Annotated in this window: 18 protein-coding genes; 11 read left to right on the top strand and 7 right to left on the bottom strand. The window is 45.2% G+C overall.

What is annotated here, in order from left to right:
• Nucleotides 1–42 precede the first annotated feature (42 nt).
• From D3795_RS04430 to D3795_RS04400, 7 genes are all read left to right on the top strand, one after another.
• A complete protein-coding gene (locus D3795_RS04430; protein ID WP_126758531.1) occupies nucleotides 43–417 on the top strand; it encodes a diacylglycerol kinase in 375 nt (124 codons plus the stop codon).
• 20 nt (nucleotides 418–437) lie between these two features.
• Nucleotides 438–971: a GNAT family N-acetyltransferase gene (locus D3795_RS04425; protein WP_156266599.1), complete on the top strand. Its 534-nt coding sequence runs from the start codon at nucleotides 438–440 to the stop codon at nucleotides 969–971.
• A gap of 62 nt (nucleotides 972–1,033) precedes the next feature.
• Complete coding sequence (locus D3795_RS04420) at nucleotides 1,034–1,522, top strand: LURP-one-related/scramblase family protein (RefSeq protein WP_126758533.1); 489 nt, start codon at nucleotides 1,034–1,036, stop codon at nucleotides 1,520–1,522.
• The gene (locus D3795_RS04415; RefSeq protein ID WP_156266597.1) at nucleotides 1,523–2,017 is read left to right on the top strand and encodes a SixA phosphatase family protein; all 495 of its coding nucleotides are present in this window, start codon (nucleotides 1,523–1,525) and stop codon (nucleotides 2,015–2,017) included. It begins immediately after the preceding gene.
• 6 nt (nucleotides 2,018–2,023) lie between these two features.
• Nucleotides 2,024–3,202 carry a methyltransferase gene (locus D3795_RS04410; RefSeq protein ID WP_156266595.1) on the top strand — a complete coding sequence of 393 codons (1,179 nt, stop codon included), beginning with the start codon at nucleotides 2,024–2,026 and terminating at the stop codon, nucleotides 3,200–3,202.
• Between the two features lie 79 nt (nucleotides 3,203–3,281).
• Nucleotides 3,282–3,434, top strand: a complete 153-nt coding sequence (locus tag D3795_RS04405) for a DUF3149 domain-containing protein (protein WP_156266593.1) — start codon at nucleotides 3,282–3,284, stop codon at nucleotides 3,432–3,434.
• Between the two features lie 69 nt (nucleotides 3,435–3,503).
• On the top strand, nucleotides 3,504–4,508 hold the full coding sequence (locus D3795_RS04400; RefSeq protein ID WP_156266591.1) for a catalase family peroxidase: 1,005 nt from the start codon (nucleotides 3,504–3,506) through the stop codon (nucleotides 4,506–4,508).
• A gap of 4 nt (nucleotides 4,509–4,512) precedes the next feature.
• Here D3795_RS04400 and D3795_RS04395 read toward each other — a convergent pair whose 3' ends face one another.
• On the bottom strand, nucleotides 4,513–5,868 hold the full coding sequence (locus D3795_RS04395) for a patatin-like phospholipase family protein (RefSeq protein WP_126758538.1): 1,356 nt from the start codon (nucleotides 5,866–5,868) through the stop codon (nucleotides 4,513–4,515).
• 121 nt (nucleotides 5,869–5,989) lie between these two features.
• Here D3795_RS04395 and D3795_RS04390 point away from each other — a divergent pair, with 121 nt between their 5' ends.
• Nucleotides 5,990–7,330, top strand: a complete 1,341-nt coding sequence (locus D3795_RS04390; RefSeq protein WP_156266589.1) for a diguanylate cyclase domain-containing protein — start codon at nucleotides 5,990–5,992, stop codon at nucleotides 7,328–7,330.
• The gene (locus D3795_RS04385) at nucleotides 7,327–8,244 is read left to right on the top strand and encodes a sensor domain-containing diguanylate cyclase (RefSeq protein WP_156266587.1); all 918 of its coding nucleotides are present in this window, start codon (nucleotides 7,327–7,329) and stop codon (nucleotides 8,242–8,244) included. Before D3795_RS04390 ends, D3795_RS04385 begins: the two co-directional genes overlap by 4 nt.
• Here the strand turns inward: D3795_RS04385 and D3795_RS04380 are convergent.
• From D3795_RS04380 to D3795_RS04365, 4 genes are all read right to left on the bottom strand, one after another.
• A complete protein-coding gene (locus D3795_RS04380; protein WP_156266585.1) occupies nucleotides 8,216–9,736 on the bottom strand; it encodes a putative bifunctional diguanylate cyclase/phosphodiesterase in 1,521 nt (506 codons plus the stop codon). The genes D3795_RS04385 and D3795_RS04380 overlap by 29 nt on opposite strands.
• 109 nt (nucleotides 9,737–9,845) lie before the next feature.
• Nucleotides 9,846–10,685: an S-formylglutathione hydrolase gene (gene fghA / locus D3795_RS04375; protein ID WP_310942409.1), complete on the bottom strand. Its 840-nt coding sequence runs from the start codon at nucleotides 10,683–10,685 to the stop codon at nucleotides 9,846–9,848.
• Nucleotides 10,672–11,796 (bottom strand): S-(hydroxymethyl)glutathione dehydrogenase/class III alcohol dehydrogenase, encoded by a 1,125-nt coding sequence (locus D3795_RS04370; protein ID WP_156266581.1) that lies wholly within the window; start codon nucleotides 11,794–11,796, stop codon nucleotides 10,672–10,674. Before D3795_RS04370 ends, fghA begins: the two co-directional genes overlap by 14 nt.
• Before the next feature lie 123 nt (nucleotides 11,797–11,919).
• Nucleotides 11,920–14,700, bottom strand: coding sequence for a M16 family metallopeptidase (locus D3795_RS04365; RefSeq protein WP_156266579.1), 2,781 nt, complete (start codon nucleotides 14,698–14,700; stop codon nucleotides 11,920–11,922).
• 191 nt (nucleotides 14,701–14,891) lie between these two features.
• Between D3795_RS04365 and udk the strand changes: the two genes are divergently transcribed.
• Together udk and D3795_RS04355 are read left to right on the top strand one after the other, a co-directional pair.
• Nucleotides 14,892–15,524 (top strand): uridine kinase, encoded by a 633-nt coding sequence (gene udk / locus D3795_RS04360; RefSeq protein WP_126758545.1) that lies wholly within the window; start codon nucleotides 14,892–14,894, stop codon nucleotides 15,522–15,524.
• Nucleotides 15,525–15,551: 27 nt separating this feature from the next.
• Nucleotides 15,552–16,796, top strand: a complete 1,245-nt coding sequence (locus D3795_RS04355; RefSeq protein ID WP_126758546.1) for a NupC/NupG family nucleoside CNT transporter — start codon at nucleotides 15,552–15,554, stop codon at nucleotides 16,794–16,796.
• Between the two features lie 59 nt (nucleotides 16,797–16,855).
• Here D3795_RS04355 and tesB read toward each other — a convergent pair whose 3' ends face one another.
• Together tesB and D3795_RS04345 are read right to left on the bottom strand one after the other, a co-directional pair.
• Entirely contained in the window at nucleotides 16,856–17,719 is an 864-nt protein-coding gene (tesB, locus tag D3795_RS04350; RefSeq protein ID WP_156266577.1) for an acyl-CoA thioesterase II, read from the bottom strand.
• 76 nt (nucleotides 17,720–17,795) lie between these two features.
• Entirely contained in the window at nucleotides 17,796–18,692 is an 897-nt protein-coding gene (locus D3795_RS04345; protein ID WP_126758548.1) for a sensor domain-containing diguanylate cyclase, read from the bottom strand.
• Between the last annotated feature and the right edge of the window lie 149 nt (nucleotides 18,693–18,841).

Below are 18,841 nucleotides of genomic sequence, written 5' to 3'. Positions count from 1 at the left end.
TATCGTTTAGTCTCTTGGAGTTAACCAAAGCTGAGGCCGTATATGAAAGCGAACAAAACTGGATTCGATCGAATTATTCATGCCACCTTTAACTCCATGCGCGGTATTGCGCAGGTGTGGAAGTATGAGGCAGCATTTCGTCAAGAGGCTTTGTTATGCGCCGTTTTAGTGCCTGTGGCGATTCTTGTTGACGCGACTTTGACGGAGCGTCTACTGCTTATTCTGACGTTATTTATTGTCGTGATTACAGAGCTGCTAAACTCAGCGGTAGAAGCTGTTGTCGACCGAGTAGGCGCCGAGTTTCATGAATTGAGTGGTCGCGCAAAAGATATTGCTTCAGCTGCGGTATTTTTCGCTTTAGTTTTAATGATAGTGGTGTGGGTTGCGATTCTTTTTAAACCCGCTTTTTTCAGTTAACAATTGAGCCTCCAACGAGCATGACAGTATGCACCCCAAAATCTCCCATTCGAATTGATACTAGTAATTTAGAGCTACGACAGGTGTCTTTGAACGATGCGGCTTTCTTATTTGAATTATTAAATGATCCTGACTTTTTGAAGAATATTGGTGATCGCGAAGTTCGCTCAGAGCAACAGGCTGAAAGTTATCTCAAAACCAATGTTATTAAACTCCAAAAATTTGATTATATGGGCTTATGGGTTATTCACTCAAAATCTGAGCAGATTCCGCTTGGCGTGGTGAGTGTGCTTCAGCGCGATTATTTAGAGAACCTGGATTTAGGCTATGCATTGTTAACGCGAGCCCGAGGAAAGGGCGTCGCTTTCGAGGCAACCAGTGCGATGCTTGAGTATTTAACGCAGATACGCAACGTTCAAGTTTTAGACGCGATTGTTAAACCAAATAACACGCCGTCTCGACGTTTACTAGAAAAGCTTGGATTTGATACCGATGGTATGGTGACTACGCCGGAAAACGAACAGCTATGCTTGTATCGCTACCGAAAAGTCTAAAACTGTGGCACTCTTTGATTAAGTTATAACGAAAGCAATAATAAGAATAAAAAGAGGCGATTATGGCGAAGGCTTTAACAGTTTCAACACGAGTCATTTCATTATTTGGTCGTATTGATATTACCGATGAGCAAGGTCAACTTTGCTATTATGGGAAGGGTGAGTTTTCGCTCCTGCGGCGACGCTGGCGCATCTTTGATAACAATGACAACGAGTTAGCACAAATCATTCATAAGCGATTTGCTATTCGCCCGACTTTCCTAGTCAGTGGTCAGCTTGGCGATATGATGTTGCAACGTAAATTCTTTTCGCTCAAGCGCGAATACTGGGTTACTGGTGGTCCTTATGATGGCGCAACGTTTAAAGGTAACTTGCTGGATCTCGCTTTTACGATAATGCACAACGGTAAACTCATTGCGAAAGCTGCGGAGAAATTGATTTCGATTCGTGATACTCACCGCGTTGAATTAACGAGCAGCGATGCGAATGATGAACTTTTCACGGTCATTGCTATGATCGCGATGCAACTAGAGAAGAAGGCATCTGATTAAATGTGGTACGGGTTAGTTGCAGTTTTTATGTTGGTTTACGGAGGCAATGCGATGGCGCAATCAGCTGATATTTTCACTATTTATGTGACGCGCCACGCCGAAAAAGTTCCTGATCAAAGTGATCCACAATTGTCTGCGAAAGGTCGTCAACGTGCTCATCATCTGGCACAACTACTGCAGTACACACAACTCAAGCAGATTTTTGCAACCAAATATCGCCGCGCTCAAGAAACGGCAGAGCCTACCGCAAAGCTATTCGATTTGACGATTTCAACCTATGGTGCGGGCGATGCAGAACAGTTAGCTCAAGGGATATTATCTGCGCGGCAGAACGCCCTGGTGGTGGGGCATAGCAATACCGTACCCGCTTTGGTGAAGTTGTTAGGTGGTCATGAATTTGAACTAACTGAACGTGATTATGGCGATGTTTTCATGCTGCAATTTCGTGATGGCGAGCTTGTTGTGACGCGCTTAGTTGTTCCCTTACAACACTAATTTATTATGCTATCGCAGTACATTGAAACGCTCGCAAAGTTCCGTCAGTTTTGGAACTTTCAACCGTTTCAAAATATAGATTATTCAACCTATTCATGGCCACAAACTCTCATTGGTGCGCTTGATGCTACCACCGATGAAGAGCTGGCAAATATCGACAGCGATATCAAATTACAGCGAGAGTTTTTTGCACCTTGGTTCGCTGAAGTTTATGACCTACCCGAAGTTGCGACAGTAATCCCCTCTCAAAAATTGCCCGTGCCATTTTGGTTGGAAAATGGCATTGGTGGCAGGAAAATTGAGCAAATTAAAGCGTTTATTAGTCAGCTTCCGTTACGTAACACATCTATTTTGGAATGGTGTTCGGGGAAAGGGCATTTAGGTCGGTTAATAGCCTTTTCTCAAAATCGTCAAGTTACTAGTATTGAGTGGCAGTCGCAGCTATGTGAGAGTGGGCAGTCAATCGCACAACAGTATCAATTACCGCAAAACTTTATTCACGCAGATGTTATGAAAGACGACTTGTCATCAACTTGGAATAACGTTGGCTGCGCAGTAGCATTGCATGCCTGTGGTGATTTGCATCTTAAATTGATACAGCAGGGCGCTGCAACGCGCTGTGCTGAATTAATGATTGCGCCGTGTTGTTATCACTTAACCGACTGGGATACCTACATAGGCTTCTCTCAGTGCGCACAAGCTTCGCTGCAAGCGCATGACCTTTCTTTAACCCGAGAGCATTTGAAACTCGCTGTGCAAGGGCAAGTAACTGCTGGTGCCCGTGTCGCACGATTACGTCACACCGAGGTGCAATGGCGTTTGGCCTACCACGAGATTTATCAATGGATCACCGGTAACCGTTACTATCAGCCGCTATCATCGGTAGCTAAACACTGGTTTTCGGGTGAGTTCAAAGATTTTGTTCAGTGGGCAGCTGAACAGCATCACATCCAGCTTCCGGAATGTATTGATTGGCAATTGTTTCTTGAGAAAGGTCGTCAGGCTGCATCTCAAGTCGCTCGTCTTGAATTCGTTCGTCATGTGTTCCGGCGGCCACTGGAAAGTATGCTGGTGCTTGATAGAGCCGAGTATTTGCGCGAATCTGGCTACAACGTGGCAGTTCGCGAGTTTTGTTCGTACCAGTTAACCCCACGAAACTTCTTGATTCATGCGCAATTGATGTAGCACCGAAAGTTGATCGGCATCAATATTTAAAACCACAAGAAAACTAAGATATTCATAAAACCACAAATGGAGTAAGGTTATGAATATTTTGCGCGAATTCTTCACTGATCCAGTCCTATTTTTCTCACTCACTGGTCTCGCTATTGTCATCGGTTTGTGTGTGTTCTATGCGATATTCTTTATTAAGAAAGCAGCCGAAGCAGAAGACGAGCAGCATCAGTCATCGCACTGATCGAAAAGTAGGGCAGAAGCGTATTTCATAGTCTAAAGTAATGATACTTCAGATAATAAGGTTACTTTCATGAAATACGCACTTTCAATATCGGCTGGTGCCGTGGCATTAGCTCTTGCTACATCATCAGTTGCGGTGGCTGACGACCATAAATACGCACCACCAGCTTCAGCAAATGCACAAGATTTTATTGCTGTATTTAAAGAATTAAATGGTGTCCATCCAGGGCTCCGAAAGGCTCATGCTAAGGGAGTTTGTGCTGCCGGAAAATTCACTCCTTCAGCAGCGGCAACCGACCGGTTTAATACGGCCTTATTTGATTCTGGCGAAGTGCCTGTCACATTACGTTTTTCGATGGGCGGCGGTAATCCAGAAGCTGATGAACGCCAGGGTACGCGAGGTGTTGGCATTCAATTTCAATTACCGAATAACCAGCAGCACAATATTGCTGGTATCACCTCAGCGCTATTTTCTGGCAGTACACCTAACCATTTCCTTGGTTTGCTGCAATGGAATTTGAAAATCATGCGTGGTGAGGCGACTCGTGAAGATATTGCGAAGTACATCGCCGCAAATCCATCCATGCAAGCAGCGGTAGAATGGAATAAAGGCAAAATGCCATCAACCGAATATACCAATGCGGATTATTACGGTATTCATGCGTTTTGGGCTGCTGGTGAGCAACAGCGTGAGAAGTTTCGTTGGCAACTCGTGCCAACTTCAGGCAATGAGTATTTAACGCAAGAAGAGCAAAAATCGCTACCGACCACGTTTTTAGCTGAGCGATTAATGGAACGACTAGAGGCCGACGGCGAGGTGAGTTTCGATTGGCACTGGACCATTGGCGCGGAAGAAGATCCTACCAATGATCCATCCGTGTTGTGGCCGGAAGATCGTGAACGAGTTCATGTTGGCAAAATCACGATTACCGCTGCTGGCGGTGAAAATTGTACGCCAATCAACTTTGACCCAATGCGTGTTGTCCGCGGTATTCAGCCTAGTGATGACCCGGTATTACCGATGCGCTCAGCAGCTTATGCCATTTCATTTGGTCAACGTTTAAGTAATCAATAACGGCTTATTGTTCACGTTTGATATCGTGCAGTAACCGTTGAAAGTCGGTGTTGTTTTGTAATAACTCAACACCGACTTTAGTTAGTTCATCCGCCTGCTCTTCACTCAACGACAAGCTTGTTGGTATTTGATTAAGAAAAATACGTCGACTTTCTTGTTGGATGCCATCAAAACTGATCTCAATAAAGTACGGATCAATCGGTTGCCAAAAGTTCGAGAGTTCGTCTGACCAACGCTCCATACTACGTCGAATCAAGCTAATGGTTGCCGCATTGTAGCGATGCAATTGAGTGTCGGTAACGGCACTGATTGTAGGTTCGATATCAGGTATCTCATTCGTGTGCTCAATATTGTAACGCGGCTTGGTTGACGCGTTCACAGAAATAATCACCAATCGTTTGGAGGGCTTGCTACCAATGCGCTCCATAAAATTGGTGATGCCACCGCCAATTTCAACCAATTCATAAAAGGCCATCAGCCCTAAATTGTCCGTAATGCCGCCGTCAACGAGATGGATGTACTGGCGTTCGTCGCGATTTTTATAGCTACGGAGAGTTTTTACTGTCTCGATTAAATGTGGCGCGAGTTTCGCTTCTTCAATGCGCGTTTCATCGAGTTCTTCGAGATAGTTCTGTGCAGGGTTGTAGCAACCTTTGTGATTCTTTAAGACCACTGGGTTAAGCATCACAGGAACCGCTGAAGATGCCGTGACGGCTCGAGCAATGGGAAAGCTGGCAATATTGGAACAGAGTAGGTCAAAGTACTCTTGAATAAACGAAAAACGAATGCCACCTCCTAAGTCGGAAGCGTTAATTAAAATGAGAGGCCCATCTTTTTGACTTAAATCAGCAAATGTTGCACCTTTGAATAAACGTTGTTCATAAATTCTTGTGGCGATATCGGTACGACCTTTATCAGAAAACCACAGCAATGGACTCGCCACACCATACAACCATTCGGAGACATAATCTCGACGCAGAAAATCTTTTTCAAAGTCTTCAAATATCTTGTTGCCATGCAGACCATAATACGCGGCAGTAAAGCTACCGCCAGAAACTGAGGTGATCATATCGACTTCATTGAGCAGTTTTACTTCTTCGTCATCAATAGTAATGGTGGTATCACGAAGCCCTTCAAGCACGCCGTATGACAACGCTGCAGCTCGACTCCCGCCACCAGAAAAAGCTAACACTAAGGTAATATCATCTGAGCGCGAATGATTTGCATCATAGTTCATTAATGAATAGTTTCTCGGCGCATCACTTTCGGTTTGCGACTGGTTGTCGATAACCCCGTATGTCGCACATCCGGTGAGCTGACTTAAAAAAACGATACCGATTACAGAAATTAACCGACGCATAATGTCTCCAACATCAATGATTTCATCAGTTTATGAACACCTGCAAAAATTTGCTAGTAAAGCTTGCGAATTGTATGGCTTAGTTTATGGTTAAGACAGTAAATGAACGGTCGGAGAACCTGTGTTTTCAACTCATACGCGTCGCGTCACTTTCATTGTTGCTGTTTTAACCTCGCTAATATTTGCCTTGGTGGCAATTGAGTACTTGCATGTTCTCAACAAAGAACGGGTTAAATCTGAGCAGCTGAGTCAATTGCAGAGCGAATTTACTGAAGTTCGCGCTGATCTAGAATCTGAGCTTAATGCCGCGCTTTATAGTATTTGGGGGATAGCAAGTTATCTCGCAACACACCCTGAAAGTGGGCCTGAACAATGGCGCTCGTTGGCACAACCTATTGTTGAAAGCAATACCTTCGTAAGAAATCTGGCAATAGCGCCCAATAATATTATTTCGTTCGTTTACCCGGTTGCAGGAAACGAGGCCGTATTGGGGTATGACTATGAACAGAATTCCGAGCAGCGGGATGTTGTTAAGCGTGCGCAAATAACGAAACAAACATTATTAGCTGGGCCCGTACCTCTTATTCAAGGCGGCGAAGGCATTATCTACCGCATTCCTATTTTTACTCACGAGGGTGAAACCGAAACTTACTGGGGGCTTATTGCACTCGTTATCGATAGTAATCGATTATTTGAAGCCAGTGGAGTGCTCAACCTCGGTGCATTTTATGATTTTGCTATTCGAGGCCGCGATGGAACAGGGCCGGATGGGGATGTGTTTTTTGGCGATGAAGAGACGTTTTCTACAGCAGATTTTCGTGAAAAGGTACGTTTTCCGAATGGATCTTGGTCGGTAGCGCTCTCTACCGATTCTCATATTGAAGGTAGTTTTTGGGAACAAGAACGAATTCGACTGATCGGATATCCATTTGTCGCCGCCTTATATATCATGCTCTTTACATTGTTTGCTTGGTATCGTTCATCTTACAGCGAAGCGATGGCTGACCCCTTAACGAATGTGGCGAATCGCCGTATGGTCATGGAGCGATTGCAAACACTAATACAGATTAATGAACGTCATCCAACGCCATTTGCCGTTGTTGTTGTTGATATTGACCGCTTTAAAGACGTCAATGATCAGTTTGGTCACCACGCAGGTGACACGGTATTAAAAACCATAGCTCAACGCATGTTCACTAATACGCGAGCAACAGACACCGTTGCGCGAATTGGTGGCGACGAATTTTTGATAGTCTTAATGGGTGTGAATGACCTGAAGACAGTTGCAGAACAGTGTGCGAAAATTGCCGAAATTATCTCAGCGCCTATTCGATATAAGGCTAACGATATAAAAGTGACGGCTAGTCTTGGTTATGCTTTATTTGGCAAAGATACCAAGACTGTAGAAGCCCTTATTCAAAGTGCTGATCATAAGATGTACAAAAATAAACGGATGTCATGAAAACGCAAAGAACAATTGCTGAACTTATTGAAGTTATTCCCGATGCTGCACTGATTCTTAATCGAGATAACCAGCTTGTGATGGTGAATGCGATGCTGACCGATATGTTCGGTTACTCGCAACGCCGTGAATTATTAGGGCAACCGCTTGATATCTTGCTTCCTGACGCAGTTCGGGCTGAGCATAGCAAACATGTCGCATCTTTTTTTAACTCAGCGCAAAACCGTCCTATGGGGCGAGGCTTTAAATTTTCTGGGCAACGCAAAGATGGCAGTACAATTTACGTTGAGATCATGCTTAGTCATGTCGAGTTTGATGGTGAACATTTTGCAATAGCCTTTGTTCGTGATGCAACAACCATGCAAATGACCGAAGATAAAATTCGTCGAGAGCTTGAGCATGAACGTAAGTTGGCACAAACCGATCACTTAACCGGGCTGGCGAATCGTCGCGCATTTGTTGAGGCTCTGGATAATGAAATTCATAATTTGCACGAGCACGGTCTCGATTTTGCAGTTTGTTTTATCGATTTAGATGATTTTAAAAAAATAAATGACACGCACGGTCATCAGGTAGGCGATGAGGTGTTGCAACAAATTGGTCATGTGATCGCAACGGCGTGCCGTGCGAACGATTTGGTCGCGCGAATTGGCGGCGACGAGTTTGCTACCATTCATGTGGGCGCTTCACTAGAGGATGCAATGACCGTATTGGAGCGTATTCGAGAACGTTTAGTACACGAATTTGCAGAGCACGATTGGCCTGTCACGCTATCTATGGGAATTTGTCATTGTAACGATGCCGAGCATCATTTCGATGTTGCAAGGATTTTACGCGCTGCTGATAAAGCTATGTACGAAGCCAAAAAACAGGGCAAAAACCAGATCAAGATTGCGCACGTTGCTGCTGTTTAAGATTATTAATAAACGTCACTAAATGATTGATTGGCATTGGTCGTGCGTAAAGGTAGCCTTGAAACTCTTCACAGCCTGCTTTCATTAAATAGTTTGCCTGCGCATGGGTTTCAACACCCTCAGCAACAACGCGGAGATGTAAAGCTTGTGCCATAGCTAGAATCGTTTTTACAAGCTTGGCATCTTGTTTGTTCTGCACAATATCTTTGACGAAACTTTGATCAATTTTCACTTCTTTGATCGGTAATAATCTGAGTGTATTTAACGAAGAATAACCGGTACCGAAGTCATCTAACGAAACCTGCACACCTTTCTCCGTCAGTTTCTCAAGCACTTGCTTAACGCCCTCTAAATTGAGCAGCGCAGCACTTTCAGTTAGTTCAAGTTCAATGACCGACCAGTCACCTGGTAATAGCGCCAAGTTCGATAAGAAACGGTCACAGCTCTCATTGCCATTAAAATCAGCCGCTGAAACATTGAACGAGACACGCTGCACATCGCGATATAGAAGGCCGTACTCTGTCAGTTCGGAAATGGCTTGTTGCATCACAAAATCAGTAATGCCGCAGATAAGTCCATTTTGCTCAGCTAATGGGATGAAATCGCAAGGTGGAATAATGCCTCGCTCTGGATGATTCCAGCGCACTAACACTTCAAGACCCGTCATGCGGTTTTCACTAACGCAAAATTGTGGCTGATACACCACAGTAAGCTGACGTTTTTCAATGGCAGATTTTAAATCAAACAATAAGCGTGCTTTGTTTGACATGATGGCACTTAATTCTGCGTTATAGAGCTTATAACTGCCGCGCTCTGTCTGTCGTGCTTGCTCAAGAGCCAGATCAGCTGCATCAATTAATTCGCTTGCTGCAGAACCATCACGAGGGTAAAGCGCAAGCCCAGCGCTTGCAGTAAAACTCAGTTGAGGTGATTCCGAAATACGAATATGAGCAATTCGTCGTTGAATTTGTTGAAGCAGCGGCAGCACATCATCTGGCCATGTTGAATCAGGCAAAGCGATAGCAAACTCATCATTCCCAAAGCGTGCAATGAGCGCTTGCTGATGACAAGCTTCACGAAGCTCACTAGCTACGGCAATCAGGAATTTATCGCCAGCTTCTAAACTTACATGGCTATTAATTTGTTTAAAGCCATCAATGTTCAACATAATCACACTGAGGTTTTGCTGGTTATCGTGCGCATATTGAATTTCGCTGGCAAGTTCACGTTCAAACATGTGACGATTCAAGAGAAGTGTGAGTCCGTCACGTTCTGAAAGGTTTCTTTCACGCTGAAGAGCGCGATAAGCAAGTAGGTAGAGTAGACCAGCAGTAATCGTGACGTAAGTCCAGCCTTTATAGGTTTGAAGCTCAGTTAAATAGCTTGATTCTGCTGCGATGGTTAGCAGAAATCGATCTGAGAAACTAATCCAGATATAGCCAAGAAATAAATAAAGAAACGCTATGGCTGCTGCGGCGCGGCGCGGCGACATATACTGCTCCTTGTCGGTAAACTTAAAACCTTTCCCAAATTAGGGTTAAATTTACCTTAGCAAGGAGCAGAAATTTTGACCAGATTTATTTTCAATGCAACATCAATGACTAAAGTAAGTACTGGGCGTGAAACCTTAAATGTTGCTCAATAAAGCTCGCAATAAAGTAGTAGCTGTGGTCATAACCCTGATGACGTTCAAGCGTCGCCTCAACACCGGTTTCGGCTATCGCTGCGGCTAAATCATCAGGGCGTAGTTGCTCCGCCAAGAAGTTATCTGCTTCGCCTTGAGATACCAACATCGGTGGCGCCACACGTAACTTCAATAACAGTTCAGTCGCATCGTAGTCCAACCATGCCGCACGATCATCGCCAAGATAGCCAGAAAACGCTTTGTGTCCCCAAGGGCACTGCGTAGGGTGACAAATTGGTGCAAAAGCGGACACGCTGGCGTACATAGTTTGATTACGCAATGCCATAACCAAAGCACCATGCCCTCCCATTGAATGACCGCTAATGCTGCGCTTTTGGGTGACAGGTAGGTGTTGTTCAACCAACGCTGGGAGTTCAGTCACTATATAATCATACATGTGATAGTGATTTGCCCATGGTTGTTGTGTGGCATTCACATAAAAACCGGCGCCAAGCCCAAAATCATAGGCTTGCTCAGGGTCATCGGGAACGCCGTCACCGCGCGGGCTAGTATCTGGAATAATCATGGCGATACCCAGCTCTGCTGCGATACGTTGCGCGCCGGCCTTGCTGCTGAAGTTTTCGTCGGTACAGGTTAACCCTGATAGCCAATAAAGCGCTGGAACCGATTGTTGTTCTGCTTGTGGCGGTAAAAAGACACTGAACTGCATGGTGCAGTTCAGTGTGCTAGATTGGTGCTCATAACGAATTTGACGACCACCAAACGCTTTGGTTTCGCTGATTTTATTTATCATAATGAATCACCGAGCGAATCGATTTACCTTCATGCATTAAATTAAAGGCTTCGTTGATGTCATCTAGCCCCATGGTATGCGTGATGAAGGTGCTCAGTTCAAACTCACCATCTAAATAGCGCTGAACGTAGTCAGGCAATTGGCTACGGCCTTTAACGCCACCGAATGCACTACCACGCCATACGCGTCCTGTGACTAACTGGAATGGTCGCGTTGAAATCTCTTCACCAGCACCAGCAACGCCAATGATGACAGATTCGCCCCAGCCTTTATGACAGCACTCAAGCGCAGAACGCATGACTTTGACATTACCGATACATTCGAATGAAAAGTCGACACCGCCATCAGTCATCTCAACAATGACTTCTTGAATTGGCTTATCGTAATCATTCGGGTTAATACAGTCTGTTGCGCCAAGCTGTTTGGCAATATCAAACTTGGATTCATTGATATCAATGGCGATGATTCGACTCGCCTTTGCCATCACCGCGCCAATAATTACCGAAAGGCCAATGCCGCCTAAGCCAAACACTGCAACGGTATCACCTGGTTGCACTTTGGCAGTATTCATGACTGCGCCCATACCCGTGGTGACACCACAGCCAAGCAAACAGACTTCTTCAAGTGGGGCTTCTTTGCTGACTTTTGCGAGTGCGATTTCTGGTACAACGGTGTACTCGGAAAACGTCGAAGTTCCCATGTAGTGATAAATTGGCTTACCGTCTTTTGAAAAACGGGTGGTGCCGTCCGGCATTAAACCTTTACCTTGGGTGCTGCGAATGGCTTGGCACAAGTTGGTTTTGCCAGACTTACAGAATTTACACTCGCCACACTCTGGCGTGTAAAGAGGAATGACATGATCGCCGACTTCAACTGAGGTAACGCCTTCGCCCACAGCTTCCACAATACCGCCACCTTCATGACCTAAGATAGCCGGAAATACACCTTCAGGATCTGCGCCAGAGAGGGTATATGCATCGGTATGACAAACCCCAGTCGCAACAATGCGTACTAAAACTTCGCCTTTTTGAGGCGGCATCAGATCAACTTCTTCAATTGAAAGTGGTTCGCCCGGAGCCCAAGCAACAGCAGCACGAGTCTTGATCATTTCCATAGTTACATCCCTTATGGTTTTGAGTTGAATGGTTAGTGTAACCGCTACGAATAAAAATTGGAAAAAGCTCAAAAAAAAGGCCGCTCCGAAGAGCGGCCAACACTTACATGCAGAATAAATCTACTACAGGGCGTTACCGTCGCTATCTAGCATGGTAACTTCACCCAGGTTAAGTGAACGAACGTCGTCAGCAATTTGCTTCGCATCGCCAACGATAACCCAAGTTAGTGCGTCAGTATCGATGAGTGTACGCGCATTACTTTGCACGTCTTCGACCGTAATTGCGTTCACACGTTCACCGTAATTTTCTAACCACGCCATGTCTTTACCTTTATCTAACGTATCAACAATAGCGCCTAACAAAGCACCTTTCGTTTCATACGCACCCGGAAGCTTCGCGGTCTTGTTCATTTGAACTTTCTCAAGCTCTTCCGCGGTAGCTGGCTTGCTGGTTTGATATTGATTCAATTCTTTCAAAATTTCTTGAATTGATTCTTTGGTTTTGTCGGTTTGTACCGGTGCCAAAGTGAAGAATAAACCAGCTTCGTCATAGGCTGACCAAATCGTACGCGAACCATATGACCAACCTTTGTCTTCACGAAGGTTCATGTTAACGCGGCTGGTGAAGCTACCACCTAAAATGGTGTTGGCAACGTCCAGAACTTCAGCATTTGGCGCATCGTCAGCAGGGGCTAAATGACCCGCAAAGATGGTTGATTGCGGTGTACCAGGCTGATCAATGATGTAAACACGTGGTTTGGTTTGCATAGCCACATCAGTGAATTGCTTAGTTGGCTTCGGCGTAGCTGGCGCTTTCCATTCTCCCAACGCTTCTTCAAGTAATGGTTTGATTTCAGCTTCAGTGGTTGCACCAACAATCACTAAACGTGCGTTATCAGGGCGCAACCACGTATCTCGGTAGCTAATTAAGTCATCACGAGTCAGGGAAGTAATGGACTGTTCAGTACCAGAACCGGTTAACGGCACGCCATAAGCGTGGTTATCCCCGAATATAAGGCCCGGTAGAATACGCAACGCTTGAGTATTCGGACTCGCTTTCTCACGCTTAATGTTTTCTAACCAGTTGGCGCGTTTACGTTCAATTTCATCATCGCTGAATGACGCGTTCTCTAAAATGTCAGCGAAGATATTTAAGCTCGGTGCCAAGTTGGTGACTAAACTGTCCATAGACAGGCGCGACGTATCAATGCTTGCGCCAGTTGAAAGATTAGTACCCAGCGTTTCAAGCTCTTTCGCGATATCCTGCGAGGTGCGAGTTTCGGTACCTTCACGAAGCATGCTCATGGCGAAGCTAGCCGTACCCACTTTCTTACCAAAGTCAGATGCATAACCACTGTCAAACGTCAGTGACATTTGAACGGTTGGCACGTCATGGCGTTCAGCTAGGGCAACTACAAGGCCATTTGATAAGGTGAACGTCTGTAGTTCTGGTAACTCAAGTTCTGGTAATTCACCAACTTCTGGCAACTTCGAGCGGTCAGCTTGTGCTTCAGCAGTGGTAAACTTCGGCTGTGGTAAAACGTTTAATACAAATGCACCGTCAGATAACCAACGTTTTGCAGCTGCTTGAAGATTTGCAGGCGTAGCGTTACGTAAGGTTTCAAACTCTTGATTAAAGAAGCCTGGGTTGCCGTGGTAGACTTCACCGGCCGCCAACAAGTCAGACTTACCACCGAAACCACCAATACGCTCAGCGCCACGAACGAAGTTAGCAACATCTGAGAACTTCACGCGCGCTAGTTCCTCCGCGGTAGGGCCTTCAGCAATAATTTTCGCTAACTCTTCATCGATAATTGCTTCAATACGCTCAAGTTCAACGCCTGGTTTGGCATCGGCGATCACAAAGAATTGACCGGCTAATGTACGCTCGTACTGGAAGCCTGAAACCATGCTTGCAATTTGCTCTTCGTGAACAAGACGTTGATATAAACGCGAGTTCTTGCCACTTGCTAAAATGCTGGTTAATAAATTCAAATAAGTTGAATCTTCGGTACCCATTTCAGCGGTATTCCAGAGTTTGTATACACGCGCTGCAGGCACATTGTCTTCCATGGTTGCACGTTTTGTACCAGTACGCTTCGCAACCCAGCTTTCAAGCTTCTGCAATGGCTTGCCTGGTGCAATATGACCAAAGAACTTTTGCATTTTTTCTTTCGCCGTTGCAACGTCGATATCGCCCGCTAAGACAACAACCGCGTTCGCTGCGCCGTAATAGTCGTTGAACCACTGATGTACATCATCAAGTGATGCTGCATTCAAATCTTCCATTGAGCCGATTACCGACCATGAATATGGGTGACCTTCAGGGAATGTTTGCTCAGCAAGGAAGCCAAATACACGGCCATATGGTTGCGCTTCGCCTTGACGTTTTTCGTTTTGAACAACACCACGCTGCTCGTCTAATTTCTCTTGCGTTACCGCACCTAACAAGTGACCCATGCGGTCAGATTCCATCCACAATGCCATATCGAGTGCTGGTGTTGGAACGTTCTGGAAGTAGTTCGTACGGTCGTTGTTGGTGGTACCGTTCATGTCAGTGGCACCGGCGCGTTCGAATGGCCCGAAATACTCGTCATCGTAGTTCTCAGTACCGTTAAACATTAGGTGTTCGAACAAGTGAGCAAAGCCAGTTTGACCTTCTTTCTCGTCTTTCGAACCAACCGCATACCAAACGTTAACTGCGACAATTGGTGCTTTGCGATCTTCGTGTACAACAACACGAAGGCCATTATCTAAAGTGAAACTTTCATAGTTGATATCAACCGATGGAAACTGTTGAGCAGCTGCAACTTGCTGAGTTTTTGGCTGCTCAGCTGTGGCTTGGCAACCAGTTAATAATACAGACGCAACGGCCACTGCCGTTAAGGTATGACGAAATAACATAGTTATGTTCCCGTTTTTTATGACGTTATGAAATTGTAAGTAATGGCATCATACCGAAGCTTACGTATAGGGAACACGAATTGATCGTGTCAAAATGTAACAAAATCGGTCAACCTGTCACAATGCTTCCATTTAACCGCCTAATCGACGATAATTGCCCGCTGTTGTCGGGCAAATGAAAGAAGTTACGCGTGGGAAAAACAACCATCATCGCCATAGCTGGCGCTTCCGCATCAGGTAAAAGTCTTTTCGCATCAACTGTTTACCAAGAGCTTGTTGCTGAGCTCGGTGGGCACGGTATCGCGATTCTTGCCGAAGATGCGTATTATCGCGACCAAAGTCACCTGAGCTTTGAGCAGCGCCAATTGACCAATTATGATCATCCTTCGGCGTTTGAACATGAGCTTCTTGTGCAGCACCTTGAGCAGCTGCGCCAAGGCGAATCGGTTGCGATGCCGCAGTATAGTTACAAGACCCATACGCGTGTGCCAGAAACTATTAAAATTAACCCAGGGAAGGTCATCATGGTGGAAGGGATTCTTCTACTCAATGATCCTAACCTTAGAAAACTCTTCGATATCTCGGTGTTTATGGATACGCCATTAGATGTGTGTTTGTTACGCCGTATGATTCGCGATGTAGAAGAGCGTGGTCGAACAATTCAGTCGGTTGCTGAGCAATATCAAGAGACTGTTCGTCCGGCTTTCTTTGAGTTTATTCTGCCGTCCAAGCAGTTTGCCGACTTGGTTGTCACTCGTGGCGGCCAAAATGAGATTGCAATAGACTTGATAAAATCAAAAATTCGTCAATTATTGGCGGAATAACAAAAACAATAAAACGGCTTTTATACTATGAATAGTTTTCTTGGCATTGCCATCATCTTATTGGTTGCTTACGCATTCTCTTCGCATCGTAAACATATTCGTTGGCGCACCGTTGGTGGTGCATTTGCATTTCAGGTGGCACTTGGCGCCTTTGTACTTTACGTACCTTTTGGCCAAGATGTGTTGTTTGCGGTAGCTTCGGGCGTAGCGAAGGTCATTGCATTCACCAATGCTGGTATTCAATTTATGTTTGGCGGCTTAGCGTCGGCTGATTTTGGCTTTGTATTTGCCATTCAAGTTCTTAGCGTCATTGTATTTTTCTCATCGTTAATTTCAGTGCTTTATTACCTCGGTATCATGAAATGGATCATCCGCATTCTGGGTGGCACTTTGCAGAAAATTATTGGTAGTAGCCGACCAGAGTCAATGTCAGCGGCAGCAAACGTGTTTGTAGGACAAACAGAAGCACCAATGATGGTGCGTCCGTTTATTGCGAGCATGACGCGCTCTGAATTGTTTGCCGTAATGGTTGGTGGCATGGCATCGGTCTCAGGTTCAGTACTGGCCGGTTATGCCGGAGTCGGGGTTGAGCTGAAATATCTGATTGCAGCAAGTTTCATGGCTGCACCTGCGGGTCTACTGATGGCCAAGATGATCATTCCAGAAACTGAAAAACCGCGTGAAGATATTGAGAATATTATTTCCGGTAAAACTGGTGATGCCACCGATAGTGTCGAAGTCGAAGATCGTTCAGTAAACGTTATTGATGCCGCAGCCGCTGGTGCTTCAAGTGGTGTGCAGTTGGCAATTAATGTGGGGGCGATGCTTATCGCATTCGTCGCCTTGATTGCGTTAATCAATGGCTTGTTTGGCTGGGTTGGTAGCTGGTTTGGTTACCCTGATTTATCATTGCAGCAATTGTTCGGCTATGTGTTCCAGCCGGTCGCCTACGTATTGGGCGTGAGTTGGGATGAAGCCCATTTAGCGGGTAGCTTTATTGGACAAAAGTTGGTTATCAATGAGTTCGTTGCCTACTTAGACTTCGTCAATTACAAAGATCAACTGAGCATGCACAGCCAGGTAATTATCACCTTTGTACTGTGTGGCTTTGCAAACTTTTCATCGATTGCAATTTTGCTTGGTGGGTTAGGGGGGATGGCGCCGAGCCGTCGCCACGATATTGCTCGTTTGGGTATTAAAGCATTATTAGCTGCTACGTTAGCGAACATGATGAGTGCAGCCATTGCTGGCTTCTTTTACTCACTTGGTTAACGATTAAAGTGATATAAAAAAGGCGCCATGACGGCGCCTTTTTTGATTGGTTAGGATGTTTAGTTACCGTGTTTTCGTACCACACCTTCTTGCATGGTTGATGCCACTAAGGTGCCATCGCGGGAGAATATTTGTCCCCTAACCAAGCCGCGAGCGCCTGTCGCCACCGGACTATCGATAGCATATAGCAACCAATCGTCCATGCGAAAATCTTTGTGGAACCACATAGAGTGGTCAATAGTCGCCATTTGAATATTCGGTTGTGCAAAACTATAACCATGCGGCTGTAATGCCGTTGGCAGAAAGTTGAAATCAGAAGCATAGGCAAGCAAATACTTATGTACCCGAGAATCATTCGGCATAGGGCCGTTGGCACGCAGCCAAACGTAACGGCGCGGCTCATCCACTTTTGGTTTAAATGGGTTATTCGCAGTTACGAAGCGCATTTCAATCGGCTTTTCCGAGATAAACTTATTACGGATTGCTTCTGGTATGAGCTCAGCATGTTCTCGGTATATATCGATATCCGAAACCAGTCCTTCCGGTCCAGGCACTTCAGGCATGGTGTCTTGGTGCTCAAACCCCAGCTCTTCAATTTGAAAAGACGCAGTCATATAGAAAATCGGTTTACCGTATTGAATAGCTTGCACTCGGCGAGTTGAAAAACTTTTGCCGTCGCGAATATTTTCAACGTCATAAATAATGGGTTTATGCGCATCACCGGGACGTAAAAAGTAGGTGTGTAGCGAGTGAACTTTGCGGTCTTCAGGTAGGGTTTCTTTGGCTGCCGATAAAGCTTGGCCAATCACTTGGCCGCCAAATACGGCGCCAAAGCCTAAATCCTGACTTTGTCCACGATAAATACCTTGTTCAATGGTTTCTAACTTCAACAAGTTAAGAAGATCATCCAATACCTGACTCATTCGTGTTCCTTCAGAAATTCAACTGGTCTAATCAGTGTATTATAAGAGCTTGTCGCTTGGGCACAAGCGTTGGCTGTTACTCTGATGCCACAAGAACATGGTGATTTAAATGTTGTTTCGCACGATACATGGCATTATCAGCTTTTAATAAAAGCAGCTCAAGGTCATTACCATGCTGATGCGACAGTGCAATACCGATACTGATGCCAATTTCAAATGACTGATCAGGGGCAATTGCTATTGGCTCCACAAAGGCGTTGATAATTTTGTCTGCGATAGCGGTGGCAGCTTCGTTGGACTGCACCCGTTCAAGAAAAACAACGAATTCATCGCCGCCAATACGAGCGACGATATCTTGGTTGCGCAGACTCTGGACAATCCGCTGCGCCGCTATTTTGAGTACCTGATCGCCAACAGCATGTCCAAAACTATCATTAATCTGCTTAAACTTATCCAAATCTAGGTACAGCAACGCAATATCACTTTGACGTTGCAATGCTTGTAGCGCTTTTTGATAGAAGTACGCTCGATTTGGAAGCTCAGTTAATGGGTCGAACAGCGCCTGCTGTTCAAGTTGTTGCAATAACTTAAGTCGTTCAACTTCAGCTTGGCGTTGCTCGGTAATGTCGCGAGCGACGGCAATTCGAATATCATCATCTTTCGAATAGCGCGCCGACCAAAGTATATGAGCAACTTCACCATTTTTTCGTATGTAACGATTTTCAAAGTTTACTTTTGCTACGCCTTGCATGATTTCGGCGGCGACTTTCCGTGTCTTATCGTGATCGTCAGGATGCATAAATTGGAACATTGATTGCCCAATCATTTCATCAGGTTGGTAACCGAATACGCGCTCTGCACCGGCACTAACATAAATAAACTCACCACTCGGATTAACTACACAGATCGCATCAAGTAACAAGTCCATGTACTTTCCCAGAGCTTTAAATTGAGCGAGCTTCGCGTGCGGCATTGCTTTAATCTTCCAAAAGAGTGACATAGCAGTTATAGCATGACGTACGCAGAAGCAAAATGCTTAGCTGTTTATCAGGCTTAATTATTTGTAATGTGGTACGGATTCAAGATGTTAGTTGGTTGGTAGTTGGTTGATCTTTGCAATTA

It is taken from the genome of Pseudidiomarina andamanensis (assembly GCF_009734345.1).
Classification (GTDB): Bacteria; Pseudomonadota; Gammaproteobacteria; order Enterobacterales; family Alteromonadaceae; genus Pseudidiomarina; species Pseudidiomarina andamanensis.
This window is presented reverse-complemented; position numbering and strand designations above follow the sequence as displayed.